This window comes from Streptomyces sp. SID14478, assembly GCF_010548525.1.
In the GTDB taxonomy this organism is placed as follows: Bacteria; Actinomycetota; Actinomycetes; order Streptomycetales; family Streptomycetaceae; genus Streptomyces.
On sequence record NZ_JAAGMG010000432.1, the window covers coordinates 1 to 16,631 of the forward strand.

Sequence of the window (16,631 nt, forward strand, 5' to 3'; positions counted from 1 at the left end):
CCCCGCAGGCGCCGGCCGTGCCGCCGCCCCTGCGGGCCCACGTCGTCCCGACCCACCACACGCCGGCCGACCCGGCACACGCCGCCGCCGTCACGGATCTGTGCACCTGCGTCGCCGAACTGGCCTCGGACCTCGCGAAACGGTACGGGGGAGAGCTCTGACCCGAGGGCGCACCCCTCGTCGGACCTCGTCGTCCAGCACCTTTCCTGCGAGAGCCGCACGAGAGCCACCCGAGAGCCACCGGGCCGCGGGCCGGGCCACCCGTCGGGCGCATACTGGGACAGACGTCCCACCGGCCCCGCACGCCCCTCAGGAAGCGGCATGAAACAGCACGAGCCCGATCCGCCGCCGCCCCCGCCCGGCGGGGTCCTCTGGGACACCGCGGGCGATGTCCGCTCGCTGCTCGCCCTGCCCGCCGCCTTCGTCCTCCAGGTCGCGCACCCCGCGGTCGGCGCCGGCGTCGACGACCACTCCGTGTTCCGGACCGACCCGTGGGGCCGCGGCGCCCGCTCCCTCACCTCGGTGCTGCTCTGGGTCTACGGAGGCGAGGCCGCGGCCGAGGAAGGGCGCCGCCTGCGGCGCCTGCACCGCACGATCCAGGGCACCGATCCGCACGGCCGCCGCTACCACGCGCTGACGCCCGCGTACTACGCCTGGGTCCACGCCACCGGCTACCCCGTCGCCCGCTACGCCCGCCGCTACTTCGCCCGCCCGTTCACGCCCGCCGAGGACGAGCGGTTCTACGCGGAGTGGCTGCGGGTCGGGCGGATCCTCGGCATCCACGACCGGGACATGCCGCGGACGGTCGAGGAGTTCTGGCCGTACTACCGCACGATGCTGTCCCAGGAGATCGGGCGGAACACGGTCGTCGACGAGCTGACCGCACCGGACCGCGACGTCCCGGCCCCGGACCACGCAGTCCTGCGCCTGCTGTGGCCGGTCCTGCGCCCGGCGCTCACCCGGGCGATGGCCTTCCTGTCGGTCGGCCTGCTGCCGCCGGAGGCACGCGAGGCGATCGGCCTGACGTGGACGCCGCGCCAGGAACGCCGACTGCGCCGGATCGCGGTGCCGGTGCGGTGGATCGTCCCGCGGCTGCCGGAGCGGCTGCGGTACCTGCCGCTCGCCCGGCGGGCGCGGGACGCCCACCGGCGCGGGCGGTTCCTCAGTGCTCCGCGTGCACCTGGTGCGTAGCGGCGATCTTCTTCCATGACTTCGGCTGCGCCGGTGCGGCGGCGGCCCGCGCGGCGGGCTGCGCCGGCTTCGACGGCTGGTACAGCCACGTGTCGAAGAGCGCGGCGAGCGGCTTGCCGGAGACCTTCTCCGCGTACGACACGAAGTCGGAGACCTTCGCGTTGCCGTAGGCGTGCTGCGCCGGCCAGCCCTTGAGGATCTTGAAGAACTTCTTCTCGCCGACAGCGTTGCGCAACGCCTGGATGGCGACGGCGCCCCGGTCGTAGACGGCCCCGTCGAACTGGTTCGCCGCCCCGGGGTCACCCGGCTTCACCTTCCAGAACGGGTCGTCCGCGGGGTGCTGCGCGTACACGTAGTCCGCGAGCTCCTGTGCCGTGCCCTCGCCCTCCTTCTCCGACCACAGCCACTGGCTGTAGGCGGCGAAGCCCTCGTTGATCCAGATGTCCTTCCAGCCGTCGACGGAGACGCTGTCGCCGTACCACTGGTGGGCCAGCTCGTGGACGACGACCGACACGTTGGAGCCGTTCGCGAACTGCTTCGGCGAGTAGAAGGGGCGGGTCTGCGTCTCCAGCGCGAACCCGGACGGCACGTTGGGGACGTAACCGCCGAGCGCCTCGAAGGGATACTTGCCGAAGACCGACTCCAGCCACTCGGCGACCTCGGTCGTGCGCTCCACGCTCGCCTTCGCCGCGCCCTCGTTCGCGCCGAGGTCCTTGCTGTAGGCGTTGATGACGGGGATGCCGTCGGAGGTCGTGTCCTTGGTGATGTCGAACTTGCCGACCGCGAGCGTGGTCAGGTAGGTCGCCTGCGGGTGGCTGGAGCGCCAGTTGAAGCGCGTCCAGCCCAGCTTCGAGGTCTGCGACTGCAGCGTGCCGTTGGAGATCGCCTGGGTGCCGTCCGGCACGGTGACGGAGACGTCGTACGTCGCCTTGTCGAGCGGGTGGTCGTTCGACGGGAACCACCAGGCCGCCGACTCCGGCTCGTTGGCGAAGACGGCGCCGTCCGGCGTGCGCTGCGGGGACGTGAAGCCCCACAGCTTCACGTCGGTCGGCTTGCCCGCGTACTTCACCACGATCGTGAAGGGCGTGCCCTTCGGCAGTCCGGCCGCGGGCGTCACCTCCAGCTCCTGCTCGCCGGACCTGGCGAACGCCGCCTTCTTGCCGTTCACCCGGACCTCGCTCGCGGTGAGCCCGAAGTCGAGGTCGAAGCGGGACAGGTCCTGCGTGGCGGTGGCGGTGATCGTCGCCGTGCCCACCAACAGGTCCGTCTTCGGCTGGTACTTCAGCCGCAGGTCGTAGTGGGCGACGTCGTAGCCGCCGTTCCCGTACGTCGGGTAGTAGGAATCGCCGATGCCCGAGGCTCCCGGCGTGAAGTCGGCGGCCGATGCCGGGATCGCCAGCAGGAGGGAGGCCGCCAGCGCGCCGGGGGCGATGAGTCTGCGGTACACGGAAGCTCCAAGTCATAGGAACAGGACGAGGGGTGATCTCGTCCGCGAGCCTATTCAGCACCCCGTGTCCCGGTCATGTCCATGGCCGCACGTGTCACACGATCGCCATTCGGCCGACATGCGCCATTCCGCCCCATGCGCCTGTCCGCGGGCGCTACTGCCCTCTGTTGCGCGGGAGTTGACCCGTGTAGCTTCCGCGCCATGCCGATACCTGCCAGACGCACCCACCGCCTCTGGAGAACGTTCGCAGCGGCGGCCGTCGCCGCCCTGCTCGCCGTTCTCGTCGTCCCCGGCGCCGCCCACGCGGCCCCCGCCTCCCGTGAGTCGCAGCCCGTCTACTCGTACGAGCACGCGATCCGCGAGTCCGTCTGGGTGGACACCCGTGTCGACGGGGACGACGACGGAAAGACCGACCGGGTCGCCGTCGACATCGTCCGCCCGCGCGAACCCGCCGCACAGGGCCGCAAGATACCCGTGATCATGGACGCCAGCCCGTACTACTCCTGCTGCGGGCGCGGCAACGAGAGCCAGCTCAAGACGTACGACGCCGACGGCAACGTCGTCCAGATGCCGCTCTACTACGACAACTACTTCGTGCCCCGCGGCTACGCCTTCGTCGCCGTCGACCTCGCCGGCACCAACCGCTCCGACGGTTGTGTCGACGTCGGCGGCCGCTCCGACATCCAGTCCGCCAAGGCCGTCGTCGACTGGCTGAACGGCCGGGCCAGGGGCTACACCACCCGCACCGGCGGCGACCGTGCCGCGGCCGGCTGGACCAACGGCCGCACCGGCATGATCGGCAAGAGCTACGACGGCACCATCGCCAACGGCGTGGCCGCGACCGGCGTCGAGGGACTGAAGACCATCGTCCCGATCAGCGGCATCTCCTCCTGGTACGACTACTACTTCCAGCAGGGCGCACCGCTCTACGACTCGGGCCCCGAGTGGCTGTCCGACGACGTCGAGAGCCCCGAGGCCCGCGCCCGCTGCGCCGCCGTCCAGAAGCGACTTGTCGACGAAGCGCCGCGCACCGGTGACTGGACGAAGCTGTGGGAGGAGCGCGACTACGTCAAGGACGCCGACAAGGTGAGGGCCAGCGTCTTCGTGGCGCACGGCATGCAGGACCTCAACGTCCGCGGCAAGCACTTCGGCCAGTGGTGGGACGCGCTCGCCAAGAACGGCGTCGAGCGCAAGATCTGGCTCTCCCAGACCGGTCACGTCGACCCGTTCGACTACCGCCGGGACGCCTGGGTCGACACCCTGCACCGCTGGTTCGACCACGAACTCCTCGGCTACGACAACGGCATCGACCGCGAGCCGATGGCCGACATCGAGCGCACCCCGGACCACTGGAGCACCGACAAGGTCTGGCCCTCGCGCGCGGCGGCCACGACCGCGCTGCGCCCCGGCAAGGGCAGCGTCGCGGGCGTGGGCACGCTGGGCCTGAAGTCCGGCCGCGGCACCGAGACGTTCACCGACGACCCGGCCCTGAGCGAGACGGACTGGGCCGCGCAGATCGACACGTCGACACCCGGCAAGGCAGGCTTCACCAGCCGCCCGCTCGGCAAGGACCTGCGCCTGTCCGGTTCCTCGAAGGTGACCGTCACCGCGACGCCGAGCACGGCCAGCGCGCACCTCAGCGCCGTCCTCGTCGACCTCGGCCCGGCCACCATCCGCGACTACGCGGGCGCCGGCGAAGGCATCACGACGCTCACCGACCGCAGCTGCTACGGCCCCAGCACCGCCGGTGACAGCTCCTGCTACAAGAACACCCGGGCCGCCACCGCCGACGTCAACGCGACCGTCTTCAGCCGCGGTTGGGCCGACCTCGGCACGTACGCGAACCCGGACAAGGGCCGCCCGCTCACCCCCGGCAAGCCCTACACCGTCACCCTCTCCCTCGCCCCGAGCGACCACGTCGTGCCCAAGGGCCACCGGCTCGCCCTGATCGTCGCGGGCACCGACAAGGACCTGATCGACCCGCCGTCGACCAGGCCGACCCTCGCCCTCGACCTGTCCCGCACCGTCGCCCGGGTCCCCGTCGTCGGCGGCGCCGGCGCGTTCGCCGCGGCCACCGCCGGGTCCCACCACGCCATCCCCCGCTCGACCGCGGCCGACGGCGTGAGCACGCTCCGGCCGGGCCGCCACGTCCCGGGGGGCACCTCCTGATGAACCGCGGCAAGCACCTGCTCGTCCTGGCCACCGCCGTCGCCGGGCTCGTCGTGACGGCGCCCGCCCAGGCGACCGCCACGACACCGCCCCGCACCGGCTTCGAGGAGAGCGGCGGCGCGCGCTGGACCAGCCAGCCCGAGGAACAGCGACTCCTCGCCGCCGTCGACAAAGCGTCCGACCGGGTCTCCGTCACCCGCATCGGCACGACGAAACAGGGCCGCCCGCTGCAGCTGGTCCGCGTCGGTCAGCACCGCACGGCCAACACGGTGCTGCTGATCTGCTCCCAGCACGGCGACGAACCGTCCGGCCGCGAGGCGTGTCTCACCAAGATCCGCGACCTCGCGTACGCCAAGGACAAGGCGACCCAGCGCCTCCTCGCCCGCACGACCCTCCTCGTCGTCCCCACCGCCAACCCCGACGGCCGCGCCGCCGACACCCGCGGCAACTCCGACGGGATCGACGTCAACCGCGACCACCTCGCCCTGGAGACGGCCGAGGCGCGGGCCATGGCGGCCGTCATCCGCGACCGCAGGCCCGACATCATCTACGACCTGCACGAGTACGGGGCCACCCCCCAGTACTACGACAAGGCCCTCTTCGACCTGTGGCCGCGCAACCTCAACACCGCTGCCGCGGTGCACGACGCGTCGCGGTCCCTGTCCCTGGACTACGTCCGGCCCGCCGCGAACGCCGCCGGGCACTCCACGGGCACGTACGGCATCTGGACCGACCCGGTCACCGGCGATCCGATCAAACAGACCGCGGGCGACGGGCAGGAGCGCATCCTGCGCAACATGTCCGGCGTCAAGCACGCCCTCGGCCTGCTCATCGAGAGCCGCGTCGACCCCGGCACCCCCGCCGAGGAGGCCGACCCGGCACTGAACAACCGGCGCCGGCGCGACTCCCAACTGGCCGCGCTCGGCGGCCTGTTCCGGTTCACCGGGGAACGGATCGGCCGGATCGAGGCGGCGACGGGCGCCGCCCGCGTCGCCGGGTTCCGCGACACCGGGCCGATCTACGTGGGGGGCGGCGACAACGATCCGGCCGAACCCACCGAGATCATCCAGGACCCGCCCTGCGGTTATCGCCTCACCGCGGACCAATACGGCGAGTTCAAGGACGAGTTGGCGCTGCACGGCATCACGGTGCGGACATCGGGCAGTGGAGCGTACGTGCCGCTGCGGCAGTCCGAAAGAGCCCTGGTCGCACTGCTGCTCGATGCGCGTGCGCCGTACCACGTGACGGAAGGGGCGCCCGACACCAGCTGCTGAAGTGCCGCACTAGAGGTGTGAGACGCGTCACGTGTGGTAGGCCCTGCAGGGTGACAAGTCCTCAGAAACCCCCCACCGACGCGTCCGTCCCCGAGGAGGGCGCAACCGGCGGCCGGAGCCCCGCCACCGACCGGATCGTGTTCGGCGTCACCGCCGTGCTCACCCTGGCCTTCGTGGTCTGGGGCTCCGTCGCGACCGACAGCCTGGAGAGTGTCTCGACCAAGGCCCTCAACGGGCTGATCCACAACGGCGGTTGGGCCTTCATGCTCGCCGCCACCGGCTTCGTCGTCTTCGCGCTGTGGCTGGCCGTCAGCCGCTACGGGAAGATCACCCTCGGCAAGGAGGGCGAGGAACCGGAGTTCCGCACGGTCTCCTGGGTCGCCATGATGTTCAGCGCGGGCATGGGCATCGGCCTCATGTTCTACGGCGTCAGCGAACCCCTCGCCCACTTCACCGAACCCCCGCCCGGCACCGACCCGGCCGACTCCGCCGAGGCCATGGAAACCGCCATGGCCACGACGCTGTTCCACTGGACCCTGCACCCCTGGGCGATCTACGCGGTCGTCGGGCTCGCCATCGCCTACAGCACGTTCCGGCGGCGCAGGCGGCAGACCATCTCCTCGGTCTTCGTGCCGCTCATCGGCGAGGAGCGCGCGCACGGGGCGTGGGGCCGGGTCATCGACATCATCGCGATCTTCGCCACGCTCTTCGGCTCCGCGGCCTCGCTCGGCCTCGGCGCGCTGCAGATCGGCTCCGGCTTCGAGGTCCTGAACTGGATGGACCACGCGAGCACGGGCCTGCTCGTGGCGATCATCGCCGTGCTGACGGTGGCGTTCGTCGCCTCCGCGGTCTCCGGGGTGGAGAAGGGCATCCAGTGGCTGTCGAACACCAACATGGTGCTCGCGCTGCTCCTGGTCGTCTTCGTCTTCATCGCGGGGCCCACGATCATCGTCCTGGACCTGCTGCCCACCTCCCTGGGCGCCTACCTCGGCGACCTGCCGCAGCTCATCGGCCGCACGGAGGCGTCCAGCGGTAAGGGCGTGGCCGACTGGCTGAGCAGCTGGACGGTCTTCTACTGGGCGTGGTGGATCTCCTGGACGCCTTTCGTCGGCATGTTCATCGCGCGCATCAGCCGCGGCCGCACCATCCGCCAGTTCGTCGGCGGCGTCATCCTCGTCCCCTCCACCGTCAGCCTGATCTGGTTCGCGATCTTCGGCGGTACGGCGATGAAGATGCAGGAGCACGGGCAGCTCAAGGGCGCCACCACGCAGGAAGCGCAACTCTTCGGCGTCCTGCACGAGTTCCCGATCGCCACCGCGACGAGCCTGCTGGTGATGATCCTGGTCGGCATCTTCTTCGTCTCCGGCGCGGACGCCGCCTCGATCGTCATGGGCACGCTCTCCCAGAAGGGCGCGCTCGAACCCGGCAAGTTCGTCGTCATCTTCTGGGGTGTCGTCACGGGTGCGGTGGCCGCCGTCATGCTCCTCATCGGCGACGGCTCCGACAACGCGCTCACCGGCCTGCAGAACCTCACGATCCTGGTGGCGGCGCCCTTCACCCTCGTGATGATCGGCATGTGCGTGGCCCTCATGCGCGACCTGCGCCAGGACCCGCTGATCGTCCGCGGCGACATGGGCATCGAGGTCGTGGAAGCGGCCGTGGTCGCCGGGCACGAGAAGTACGGCGGCGAGTTCGAGATCCGCATCGGTCCCGGCGACAGCCTGGAGACGGAGGGCGATCCCATCGGCGTGCACTTCAAGGAGAGCGACCCCGCGGGCGAGGGAGGCGAACCGGAGGGCGAGAAGTAGCGGTACCCGGCCTCGGCAGGGGCGTGCTCCACTGTGCTCCATGCCCCTGCTGATGCTGGACCTGGACAACACCCTGATCGACCGCGACGCCGCGTTCCGCTCCGCGGCGACGCAATTCCTGGCCGAACAGGGACTGCCCCCAAGGGAGTTGCCCTGGATCATGTCCATGGACGGCGACGGTTTCACGCCGCGGCCGGACGTCGCCCGGGCCATGACCCACCGGTACGGCGACCGGGTCGCGCCCGCCGCGATCCACGAGCTCCTCGACCGGGGAGCTGCGGACCGGGTCACGCTGGACGACGCGGTGCGCGCGGCGCTCCTCGGGGCGACCGCGGCCGGCTGGACCCCCGTCGTCGTCACCAACGGCCGTACCGTGCAGCAGACCCGGAAGATCGAACGTACCGGCCTCGACACGCTCGTGGACGGCTGGGTGATCTCCGAGTCGGCCGGCCACAAGAAGCCCGACCCCGCGATCTTCCACGCCGCCGCCGCGGGCCGCTCCCTGGACGCGGCATGGATGGTGGGGGACTCGGCGACCGCCGACGTCGGGGGAGCACACCGCCTCGGCCTGCGCACGGCGTGGGTCTCCCGCGGCCGCCGCTGGCCGGAGCCGGACTTCGGCCCGACGCACACGGCTGTCGACGCGGCGTCGGCGCTCGCGTACGTGGTCGGCGGTCACGGCGCCGGGTGACCCCGGATGCCCACGTGGTCACCGGTCGGGGCGTCGGGCGACCCCTGATGCCTACATGGTCACCTGCCGGGGCGCCGGGTGACCCCGGCGGCCCGCGTGATCATCGGTCAGGGCGCGGAAGGGGCGCCGTCGACCAGCTCCGCCGCCTCCTGCGCGCACCCCCACGCCACCGTCACCCCGGCGCCCCCGTGCCCGTAGTTGTGCACCAACACCCCACCGGACGCGGTGACTTCGCGAGCGATCCGCACCGCGGGCCGGGACGGACGCAGCCCCACCCGGTGTCCGAGCACCCGAGCGCCCGCGATCTCGGGCCGCACCGCGGCGCACCGCTTCACGATCGCGTCCGCAACCGCCGGATCCGGTTCCAGGGACCACGCGTCCTCCTCGGCCGTACCGCCCAGCAGCAGCCCGCCGGGCTGCGGGAAGAAGTACGTCGTGGCGTCCGACGCCGGGTCGGCGGCCGTGAACCAGGTGCGGACACCCGGGTTCTCCACGATCACCAACTGCCCGCGCACCGGCCGCACCGAGGGGTCGGGCACCAGGTCCCGCGCGGCCAGGCCCGTGCAGTTCACCACGACCGGCGCCTCCTCCAGGGCCTCGGTCAGAAAGGCCGCGGTCCGGGTCTCGATACCCACCCCGGCGGCCGCCAACTCGCCCCGCAGCCACGCCAGATGCGTCGGCATGTCGAGCAGCGGCAGCCGCGCCGCGAGACCGTCGGCCGTGTCCCGCAGCCCCGCCACCTCACCCGCCCAGGCGCCGAGCCCGTCCAGCCGGACGCCGTCGTGCACGCCCTCGACCATGCGTACGCCGGTCAGCTCGGGCCGCCGCGCCCACTCCTCGTAGCGGCGCAGCGAGTGCAGGGACCACGGGCCCACCCGCTCCACGGGGTCGATCCGGTACGGCCACCACAGCGCACCCGCAACGGCCGAGGTGGTCCGCTCCGCCGGGTCCCGCGACCACACCCGCACCCGGCGCCCGCGCTCCGCCAGAACCAGTGCGGTGGTGATGCCTATGACTCCGCCGCCGACCACGATGACTTCACTGTTCGGATCACTGTCCACGCCGGGACGTTAGCGGAATGTGTCATGCCGTGCTCACCACACGTGCCAGGTGGGGATACTCAGGGCATGTCTGCCGCGTACGCGACCTTCGGCCTGGCACCGGCGATGCGTGCCGGTGGAGTCCTGACCAACGGTGACTACCAAGTGCACCGGGATTTCGTGGACTTCATCGTCAACGGGCGCCCGCTGCTGTTCCAGCTCTGTGACCTCGACGCCGTCTCCCCGCTCGCCTCCGACATCCCGCCCGCCATCTTCACCGACCACGTGAAGAGCCTGCTCCTGGAGGCCGAGGCGCCGCTCCCGCAAGGCCGTTACGTCATCTACGGCTGCCCCGAGTGCGAGGGCCTGGAGTGCGGCGCCGTGACCGCCGTCATCGAGCACGGCGACGACGGCGACGACTACGTGTGGCGCGACTTCGCCTGGCAGACCGAGGAGCAGGCCGACCTGGAGCTCAACGGCTACCACGGCATCGGCCCGTTCCGCTTCCACGGCGCCGAATACCGGGCCGCCCTCGGCCAGTTGCTCACCGCACCGGCCGCTCCCGTCCCGTCCGGACGCCGGGTGCTGCTCATCGGGGCCCGCGTCGCCGTCCTCGCCAAGCTGGCGGCCGCACTGCGCACGATCGGTGTCGGCGCCGAGATCACCCAGGACGCGTCCGGCGTCCCGGCCGAGGAACTGCGCACCTACGGGGCCGTCGCCTTCGGCCGCGCCGTCGAGGAGCCGCAACGGGCCCTGGTGCGGCGCCAGTTCGCGCAGGCGGGCGCCGATCCCGCGTACGTGGACGGGCTCGCGCCGATCATCCCCCTGCTCGTCGCCCAGATCGAGGCAGCGCTCGATCGCAGTCCCCAGGAGCAGCGCCGCCTGACCCGCCTCGTCGCCGCCGACGGCGAAGCGGGCCTGGAAGTCACCTCCACCTGCCGCGTACAACTCACCGCCTACCGTCTCGACCGCCTTTACCGCACCCACACCCACGACCTCTTCGACGAGGTCCTCGGGCCGGGGCGGCACCGTATTCCGCTCGACAGCAAGGCCACCAAGGGGGAATCCTTCGTCGTGGCACGCACCACGGGGAGCGTGCTGGTGGCGCCGATGGCGCGCTGACCCCGCCGTTCCCGCACCGGCCCCGGTGAGCCGCTGATCGCCGTACGACGATGCGTCCTGCAGAGCTGCGAAGGTGCGCCTCCATGGCGGGGTGAGCCCCTGCTGGTGCGGGGACCACCAGCGCCCACCGATGACAGCGGCAGCGCCTGCCCCGAGCGACGCGCGCCCCCGCGGTCCCGCGCCGGACCGCGGGGACACGCCGCGCCGCCCCTGTGTACGCACCGGACGGGTACGGGCCGCGTCCAGCGGCCCCGCCCTCCCCGATTAGGATCGACGCCCTGATGACTGCCACGCTCGTAGCCAAGAACCTCGCCGCCGGACACGGGGACCGTGCCCTGTTCGCCGGGCTCGACCTCGTCGTCGCCCCCGGTGACGTGATCGGACTCGTCGGCGCCAACGGAGCGGGGAAGTCCACCCTGCTCCGGCTCCTCGCCGGCCTCGCCGCTCCGGAGGAGGGCGAGCTGCGGCTGTCCCCGCCGACCGCGACGGTCGGCCACCTCCCGCAGGAGCCGGAGCGCCGCCCCGGCGAGAGCGTCCGCGAGTTCCTCGCCCGCCGCACCGGCGTCGACGAGGCCCAGCGCACCATGGACGAGGCCACGCAGGCCCTCGTCGACGGGGCCCCGGGCGCCGACGACGCGTACGCGACGAGCCTGGACCGCTGGCTGAACCTGGGCGGCGCCGACCTCGACGAACGCGCCGAGGAGGTCGCCGGACAGCTCGGTCTGGGCGTCGGCCTGGACCAGACGATGACCTCGCTCTCCGGCGGCCAGGCGGCGCGCGCCGGCCTCGCCTCGCTCCTGCTGTCCCGCTACGACGTGTTCCTCCTGGACGAGCCGACCAACGACCTGGACCTGGACGGTCTGGAGCGCCTGGAGGGGTTCGTACGGGGGCTGCGCGCGGGCACCGTCGTCGTCAGCCACGACCGCGAGTTCCTGACCCGCACCGTCACCAAGGTCCTGGAGCTCGACCTCGCCCAGCAGCAGATCAACCTCTACGGCGGCGGCTACGACGCCTACCTGGAGGAGCGCGACGTCGCGCGGCGGCACGCGCGCGAGGAGTTCGAGGAGTACGCCGACAAGAAGTCCGCCCTGGAGGGCCGCGCCCAGATGCAGCGGGGCTGGATGGACAAGGGCGTAAAGAACGCCCGGCGCAAGGCGACGGACAACGACAAGCTCGGCCGCAAGTTCCGCAGCGAGGCCAGCGAGAAGCAGGCCGCCAAGGCCCGTCAGACGCAGCGCATGATCGAACGCCTCGACGTCGTCGACGAGCCCCGCAAGGAGTGGGAGCTGCGCATGGAGATCGCGGCGGCGCCCCGCTCGGGCGCGGTCGTCGCCTCGCTGAGGGACGCCGAGCTGCGCCGCGGCGACTTCTCGTTCGGCCCGGTGACGCTGCAGATCGACTGGGCGGACCGGGTCGCGATCACCGGGGCGAACGGCTCGGGGAAGTCGACCCTGCTCGGCGCCCTGCTCGGCCGCATCCCGCTCGACTCCGGACACGCGACGCTCGGCTCCGGCGTCGTGGTCGGCGAGGTCGACCAGGCCCGCGCGCTGTTCCACGGACCGGAGACGCTGCTCGACGCGTTCTGCGCGGCCGTGCCCGACACCGAGCCGGCCGAAGTCCGCACCCTGCTGGCCAAGTTCGGCCTGAAGGCGGACCACGTCCTGCGTCCGGCGGCCACGCTCTCGCCCGGCGAACGCACCCGCGCCGCCCTCGCCCTCCTCCAGGGCAGGGGCGTGAACCTCCTGGTCCTGGACGAGCCGACGAACCACCTCGACCTGCCGGCCATCGAGCAACTGGAATCGGCCCTGGCGTCGTACGAGGGCACGCTCCTGCTGGTCACGCACGACCGCCGGATGCTGGACGCGGTGCAGACCGACCGGCGCCTGGAAGTGGTCGCCGGAAAGGTGCGCGAGGCCTGAACCGGTGACCGGCCCTTCTCGATAGCGACGCCGTCCGCGGAGCGCCCCCTGGCGCCACCTACCCACGGCCGTGCACCGACGAGCGGGGGAAGGGCGCGTCGGGGCCAACGCATTGATCATGCCCGGTGATTGCGGGATGCCTGGTCGTGCGGACCGGGAGCGCCCACGAGCGCGTGCGCATCGGCGTGGGCACCCCGACTGCCGGTAGCGGCACGGGGAACCGGGCGACCGGGTGTGCACCTGGTCGCGCGGTTCCCCACCGCCACAGGTCCTAGGCGAGGCCCGCCTTGCGCAGCGCGTCCATCATCGCGGAGTTGGCGGGCGCCGGAGCGGACCGCCCCTTGCCGCCGGAGCCGCCGCGTCCGCCGCTCTGCTGACTCTGCCGCGACTTCTGCTGGGGCGGCCTCCGGTCGCCACCGCGCGCCGCGCGCTCCGGGCCGCCGGAGGCCTTCGGCTTCTCGTCGTCCAGGCGCAGGGTCAGGGAGATCCGCTTGCGCGGCACGTCGACCTCGAGCACCTTGACCTTGACGATGTCCCCGGGCTTCACGACATCGCGCGGGTCCTTCACGAACGTCCGGGACAGGGCCGAGACGTGCGCCAGGCCGTCCTGGTGGACGCCGACGTCGATGAAGGCGCCGAAGGCGGCGACGTTCGTCACGACACCCTCCAGCACCATCCCCGGCTCCAGGTCCGAGAGCTTCTCCACGCCCTCCTTGAAGGTGGCCGTCTTGAAGGCGGGCCGCGGGTCGCGCCCCGGCTTCTCCAGCTCCTTGAGGATGTCGGTCACGGTCGGCAGGCCGAACGTGTCGTCCACGTAGTCACCCGGGCGCAGCGAGCGCAGCGTCCCGGTGTCGCCGATGAGGGAACCGACGCCGCCTCCCGTCGCTGTCGCCATCCGCCGCACCACGGGGTACGCCTCCGGGTGCACCGCCGACGCGTCCAGCGGGTCCTCGCCGCCGAGGATGCGCAGGAAGCCCGCGCACTGCTCGTACGCCTTGGGGCCGAGCCGCGCCACGTCCTTGAGGCCCTTGCGGTTGCCGAACGGGCCGTTGGCGTCGCGGTGCGCCACGATGTTCTCCGCGAGGCCGGCGCCGATGCCGGAGACGCGGGCGAGCAGCGGGGCGGACGCCGTGTTCACGTCCACGCCCACGCCGTTCACACAGTCCTCGACGACGGCGTCCAGCGACCGGGACAGCTTCACCTCGCTCAGGTCGTGCTGGTACTGCCCGACACCGATCGACTTCGGGTCGATCTTCACCAGTTCGGCGAGCGGGTCCTGGAGGCGGCGGGCGATCGAGACGGCGCCGCGCAGCGACACGTCCATGTCCGGCAGCTCCTGCGAGGCGAACGCGGACGCCGAGTACACGGAGGCGCCCGCCTCGGACACCATCACCTTGGTGAGGTTCAACTCCGGGTGCTTCGCGATGAGTTCACCGGCGAGCTTGTCGGTCTCGCGGGACGCCGTGCCGTTGCCGATCGCGATCAGGTCGACCGTGTGCTCCTTGGCGAGGCGGGCCAGCTTGGCGAGCGCCTCGTCCCACTTGTTGGCCGGGACGTGCGGGTAGATCACGTCCGTCGCCACGACCTTGCCCGTCGCGTCGACGACCGCGACCTTCACGCCCGTACGGAAACCGGGGTCGAGGCCCAGCGTGGCGCGCGTGCCCGCGGGGGCGGCGAGCAGCAGGTCCCGAAGGTTCGCCGCGAAGACCTTGACCGCCTCGTCCTCGGCGGCCGTGCGCAGCCGCAGCCGCAGGTCGATGCCGAGGTGGACGAGGATGCGGGTGCGCCACGCCCAACGGACCGTGTCCGCGAGCCACTTGTCGCCAGGGCGCCCCTGGTTGCGGATCCCGAACCGGTCGGCCACGAGCGGCTCGTAGGACGAAGGGCCCTCCTCGACCGGTTCCTCGGGCTCCAGGACGAGCTCCAGCACGTCCTCCTTCTCGCCGCGCAGCATCGCCAGGATGCGGTGCGAGGGCAGCTCCTTGAACGGCTCCGCGAAGTCGAAGTAGTCGGCGAACTTGGCGCCCGCCTCCTCCTTGCCGGACTTCACCTTCGCCGCGAGCCGCCCGCGCACCCACATGCGCTCGCGCAGTTCACCGATCAGGTCGGCGTCCTCGGAGAACCGCTCGGTGAGGATCGCGCGGGCCCCGTCGAGCGCGGCCTGCGGGTCGGCGACGCCCTTGTCGGCGTCCACGAACGCGGCGGCTGCCGCGTTCGGATCGACCGACGGGTCGCCGAGCAGGCCCGTCGCCAGCGGCTCCAGTCCGGCCTCGCGCGCGATCTGCGCCTTCGTCCGCCGCTTCGGCTTGAACGGTAGGTAGATGTCCTCCAGGCGGGCCTTGGTGTCGGCCGCGAGGATCTGCGCACGCAGCTCGTCGGTCAGCTTGCCCTGCTCGTTCACCGAGTCCAGGACCGCCGCGCGCCGCTCCTCCAGCTCCCGCAGATACCGCAGCCGCTCCTCGAGGGTGCGCAGCTGGGCGTCGTCGAGGGACTCCGTCGCCTCCTTGCGGTAGCGGGCGATGAAGGGCACCGTCGAGCCGCCGTCCAGCAGCTCGACGGCGGCCTTCACCTGCCGCTCCCGTACGCCGAGTTCCTCGGCAATCCTGCCTTCGATGGACCCAACAGTGGGTGTCGCCACGATCCCGTACCGCCTATGTCGACTGAGGTTGCGCGGCAATTGTGGCAGGTGGCACCGACAGCGGGGGATCAGGGCGCCGACCGGCCCCGCCGTGCCGGGGCCTCAGACGGCCTTGCCGATGAGGTCCGCGGGGAACGCCCCGTTGCCGAGCGCCGTGCCCATGAACCCCGTGGCGAGCTCGGTGAGCCGGGCCACGCCCGCCTCGCCGAGGTGCTCGTAGGGTGCCCGGTCGAGTGCGTCCGTGCGCTCCTCGATCGCCGCCCGCAGCAGTGCGCCCTCCTCGGTGAGCGTCAACTCCGCGCCCGCGGCGAGCAGTCCCCGCGCGCGAAGCCGTTCGGCGGCCTCGTCGAACTCGGCGCGGGTCCAGCCGCGCGTGGCGAGCAGCCACTTGGGGGCCATGCCCTTGCCGGTCGCGACATGGCTGACGAGGGCCTCCACCGGGTCGAGGTCCGCGGCGAGCAGCGCGGCGAGGTGTCCGTCGCCGCGGTGCTCGCGCAGCAGCGTCGCCGCGTGCCAGTACGCCATGTGGGGCGCCTCCGGGACGGGCAGATCCGCGTGGGCCGCGTACAGGGGACGCGCGTGCCGGGTGCACGCCTCCGTTGCGCGCAGGGCGAGTTCGGCTGCCTCGGCCATCTCCTTGGAGGCGAGCGTCTCCTCGCCGACCAGCCGGCGCAGCGTCGCGTCGACGGCACGCGCGCGTGCCGCCAGAACGGTCGCGGGCGAGGCGATGTCCCACACCGCGGGCAGGTGCCGGGCCACGAGCTCGTGCTTGAAGTTGTAGAAGGCGGCGGTCACCGTGCCGGCACCGACCGCCCCCATGGGCGCGGACCGCACCGCGAAGTAGGCGGCGCCGCGGTCGCTCACGCCGATGGCCGCCAGTTCCTCTCCCAGGTCGGGCGAGAAGTAGTGCGTGGAGTGGAACGGGTTGACGACGTTGTGACAGCGGCGGGCGGCGCGCAGGCGCGGGTCAGGGGTCATGCCCGTACGTTACCGACCGGTTGGTACGGCCGGGGACGTGGGGGAGCCCACCATGGCAGGAAAGGTGGGGTACTCGGCATTGCGGCCGCATGAGGGCGGCCGAAGAATGGCGGACATGCCGTCCCGTACCGTGCTGGTCCTCCTCTTCGACGAGGTGCAGAGCCTCGACGTCACCGGCCCCGTGGAGGTCTTCCACGGCGCCGGGCCCGCTTCGGGTGCGCCCGACGGCGGGTACCGCGTGCGCACCGCCTCCCTCGACGGCGGCCCGGTGCGGACGTCGAGCGGGCTCACCCTCGTCCCCGACCACGCCCTCGCGGACGCGCCGGCCCCGCACACGGTGCTGGTCCCGGGCGG

12 protein-coding genes are annotated in these 16,631 nt (G+C 72.1%); 8 read left to right on the forward strand and 4 right to left on the reverse strand.

Annotated elements, in window-relative coordinates:
- The first annotated feature begins 321 nt into the window (after positions 1-321).
- Positions 322-1,191: an oxygenase MpaB family protein gene (locus G3I40_RS14400; RefSeq protein ID WP_164302564.1), complete on the forward strand. Its 870-nt coding sequence runs from the start codon at positions 322-324 to the stop codon at positions 1,189-1,191.
- Here G3I40_RS14400 and G3I40_RS14405 read toward each other — a convergent pair.
- Positions 1,163-2,638, reverse strand: a complete 1,476-nt coding sequence (locus G3I40_RS14405; RefSeq protein WP_164302565.1) for a M1 family metallopeptidase — start codon at positions 2,636-2,638, stop codon at positions 1,163-1,165. The two genes, G3I40_RS14400 and G3I40_RS14405, sit on opposite strands and share 29 nt — an antisense overlap.
- Positions 2,639-2,839: 201 nt before the next feature.
- Here G3I40_RS14405 and G3I40_RS14410 point away from each other — a divergent pair, with 201 nt between their 5' ends.
- The 4 genes from G3I40_RS14410 (at position 2,840) to G3I40_RS14425 (ending at position 8,580) form a co-directional block, all read left to right on the forward strand.
- Positions 2,840-4,807, forward strand: coding sequence for a Xaa-Pro dipeptidyl-peptidase (locus G3I40_RS14410; RefSeq protein WP_164302566.1), 1,968 nt, complete (start codon positions 2,840-2,842; stop codon positions 4,805-4,807).
- Complete coding sequence (locus G3I40_RS14415; protein WP_164302567.1) at positions 4,807-6,081, forward strand: M14 family metallocarboxypeptidase; 1,275 nt, start codon at positions 4,807-4,809, stop codon at positions 6,079-6,081. Before G3I40_RS14410 ends, G3I40_RS14415 begins: the two co-directional genes overlap by 1 nt.
- Positions 6,082-6,218: 137 nt before the next feature.
- The gene (locus G3I40_RS14420) at positions 6,219-7,889 is read left to right on the forward strand and encodes a BCCT family transporter (protein WP_164302574.1); all 1,671 of its coding nucleotides are present in this window, start codon (positions 6,219-6,221) and stop codon (positions 7,887-7,889) included.
- A 40-nt stretch (positions 7,890-7,929) separates the two neighbouring features.
- Positions 7,930-8,580 (forward strand): HAD family hydrolase, encoded by a 651-nt coding sequence (locus G3I40_RS14425; RefSeq protein ID WP_164302568.1) that lies wholly within the window; start codon positions 7,930-7,932, stop codon positions 8,578-8,580.
- 107 nt (positions 8,581-8,687) lie between these two features.
- On the opposite strand, the gene G3I40_RS14430 is transcribed toward G3I40_RS14425, so the two are convergent.
- Entirely contained in the window at positions 8,688-9,641 is a 954-nt protein-coding gene (locus tag G3I40_RS14430) for an FAD-dependent oxidoreductase (RefSeq protein WP_164302569.1), read from the reverse strand.
- 66 nt (positions 9,642-9,707) lie between these two features.
- Between G3I40_RS14430 and G3I40_RS14435 the strand changes: the two genes are divergently transcribed.
- Together G3I40_RS14435 and G3I40_RS14440 are read left to right on the forward strand one after the other, a co-directional pair.
- Positions 9,708-10,742 (forward strand): oxidoreductase, encoded by a 1,035-nt coding sequence (locus G3I40_RS14435; RefSeq protein WP_164302570.1) that lies wholly within the window; start codon positions 9,708-9,710, stop codon positions 10,740-10,742.
- 281 nt (positions 10,743-11,023) lie between these two features.
- A complete protein-coding gene (locus tag G3I40_RS14440) occupies positions 11,024-12,661 on the forward strand; it encodes an ABC-F family ATP-binding cassette domain-containing protein (RefSeq protein WP_164302571.1) in 1,638 nt (545 codons plus the stop codon).
- A gap of 271 nt (positions 12,662-12,932) precedes the next feature.
- Here the strand turns inward: G3I40_RS14440 and G3I40_RS14445 are convergent, their stop codons facing one another.
- Together G3I40_RS14445 and G3I40_RS14450 are read right to left on the reverse strand one after the other, a co-directional pair.
- Positions 12,933-15,299 carry a Tex family protein gene (locus G3I40_RS14445; RefSeq protein WP_164302572.1) on the reverse strand — a complete coding sequence of 789 codons (2,367 nt, stop codon included), beginning with the start codon at positions 15,297-15,299 and terminating at the stop codon, positions 12,933-12,935.
- 102 nt (positions 15,300-15,401) lie between these two features.
- Positions 15,402-16,277, reverse strand: a complete 876-nt coding sequence (locus tag G3I40_RS14450) for a hypothetical protein (RefSeq protein ID WP_164302573.1) — start codon at positions 16,275-16,277, stop codon at positions 15,402-15,404.
- Between the two features lie 115 nt (positions 16,278-16,392).
- On the opposite strand from G3I40_RS14450, the gene G3I40_RS14455 reads away from it, so the two are divergent.
- Positions 16,393-16,631 (forward strand): DJ-1/PfpI family protein (locus tag G3I40_RS14455; RefSeq protein WP_203644058.1); only part of this gene is annotated, 239 nt, incomplete at its 3' end.

Bases quoted from the DNA above. Each gene is read 5' to 3' on its own strand.
- G3I40_RS14410 (WP_164302566.1), top strand. From the start codon at position 2,840: ATGCCGATACCTGCCAGACGCACCCACCGCCTCTGGAGAACGTTCGCA.
- G3I40_RS14415 (WP_164302567.1), top strand. From the start codon at position 4,807: ATGAACCGCGGCAAGCACCTGCTCGTCCTGGCCACCGCCGTCGCCGGG.
- G3I40_RS14440 (WP_164302571.1), top strand. From the start codon at position 11,024: ATGACTGCCACGCTCGTAGCCAAGAACCTCGCCGCCGGACACGGGGAC.
- G3I40_RS14400 (WP_164302564.1), top strand. From the start codon at position 322: ATGAAACAGCACGAGCCCGATCCGCCGCCGCCCCCGCCCGGCGGGGTC.
- G3I40_RS14450 (WP_164302573.1), bottom strand. From the start codon at position 16,277: ATGACCCCTGACCCGCGCCTGCGCGCCGCCCGCCGCTGTCACAACGTC.
- G3I40_RS14425 (WP_164302568.1), top strand. From the start codon at position 7,930: ATGCCCCTGCTGATGCTGGACCTGGACAACACCCTGATCGACCGCGAC.
- G3I40_RS14435 (WP_164302570.1), top strand. From the start codon at position 9,708: ATGTCTGCCGCGTACGCGACCTTCGGCCTGGCACCGGCGATGCGTGCC.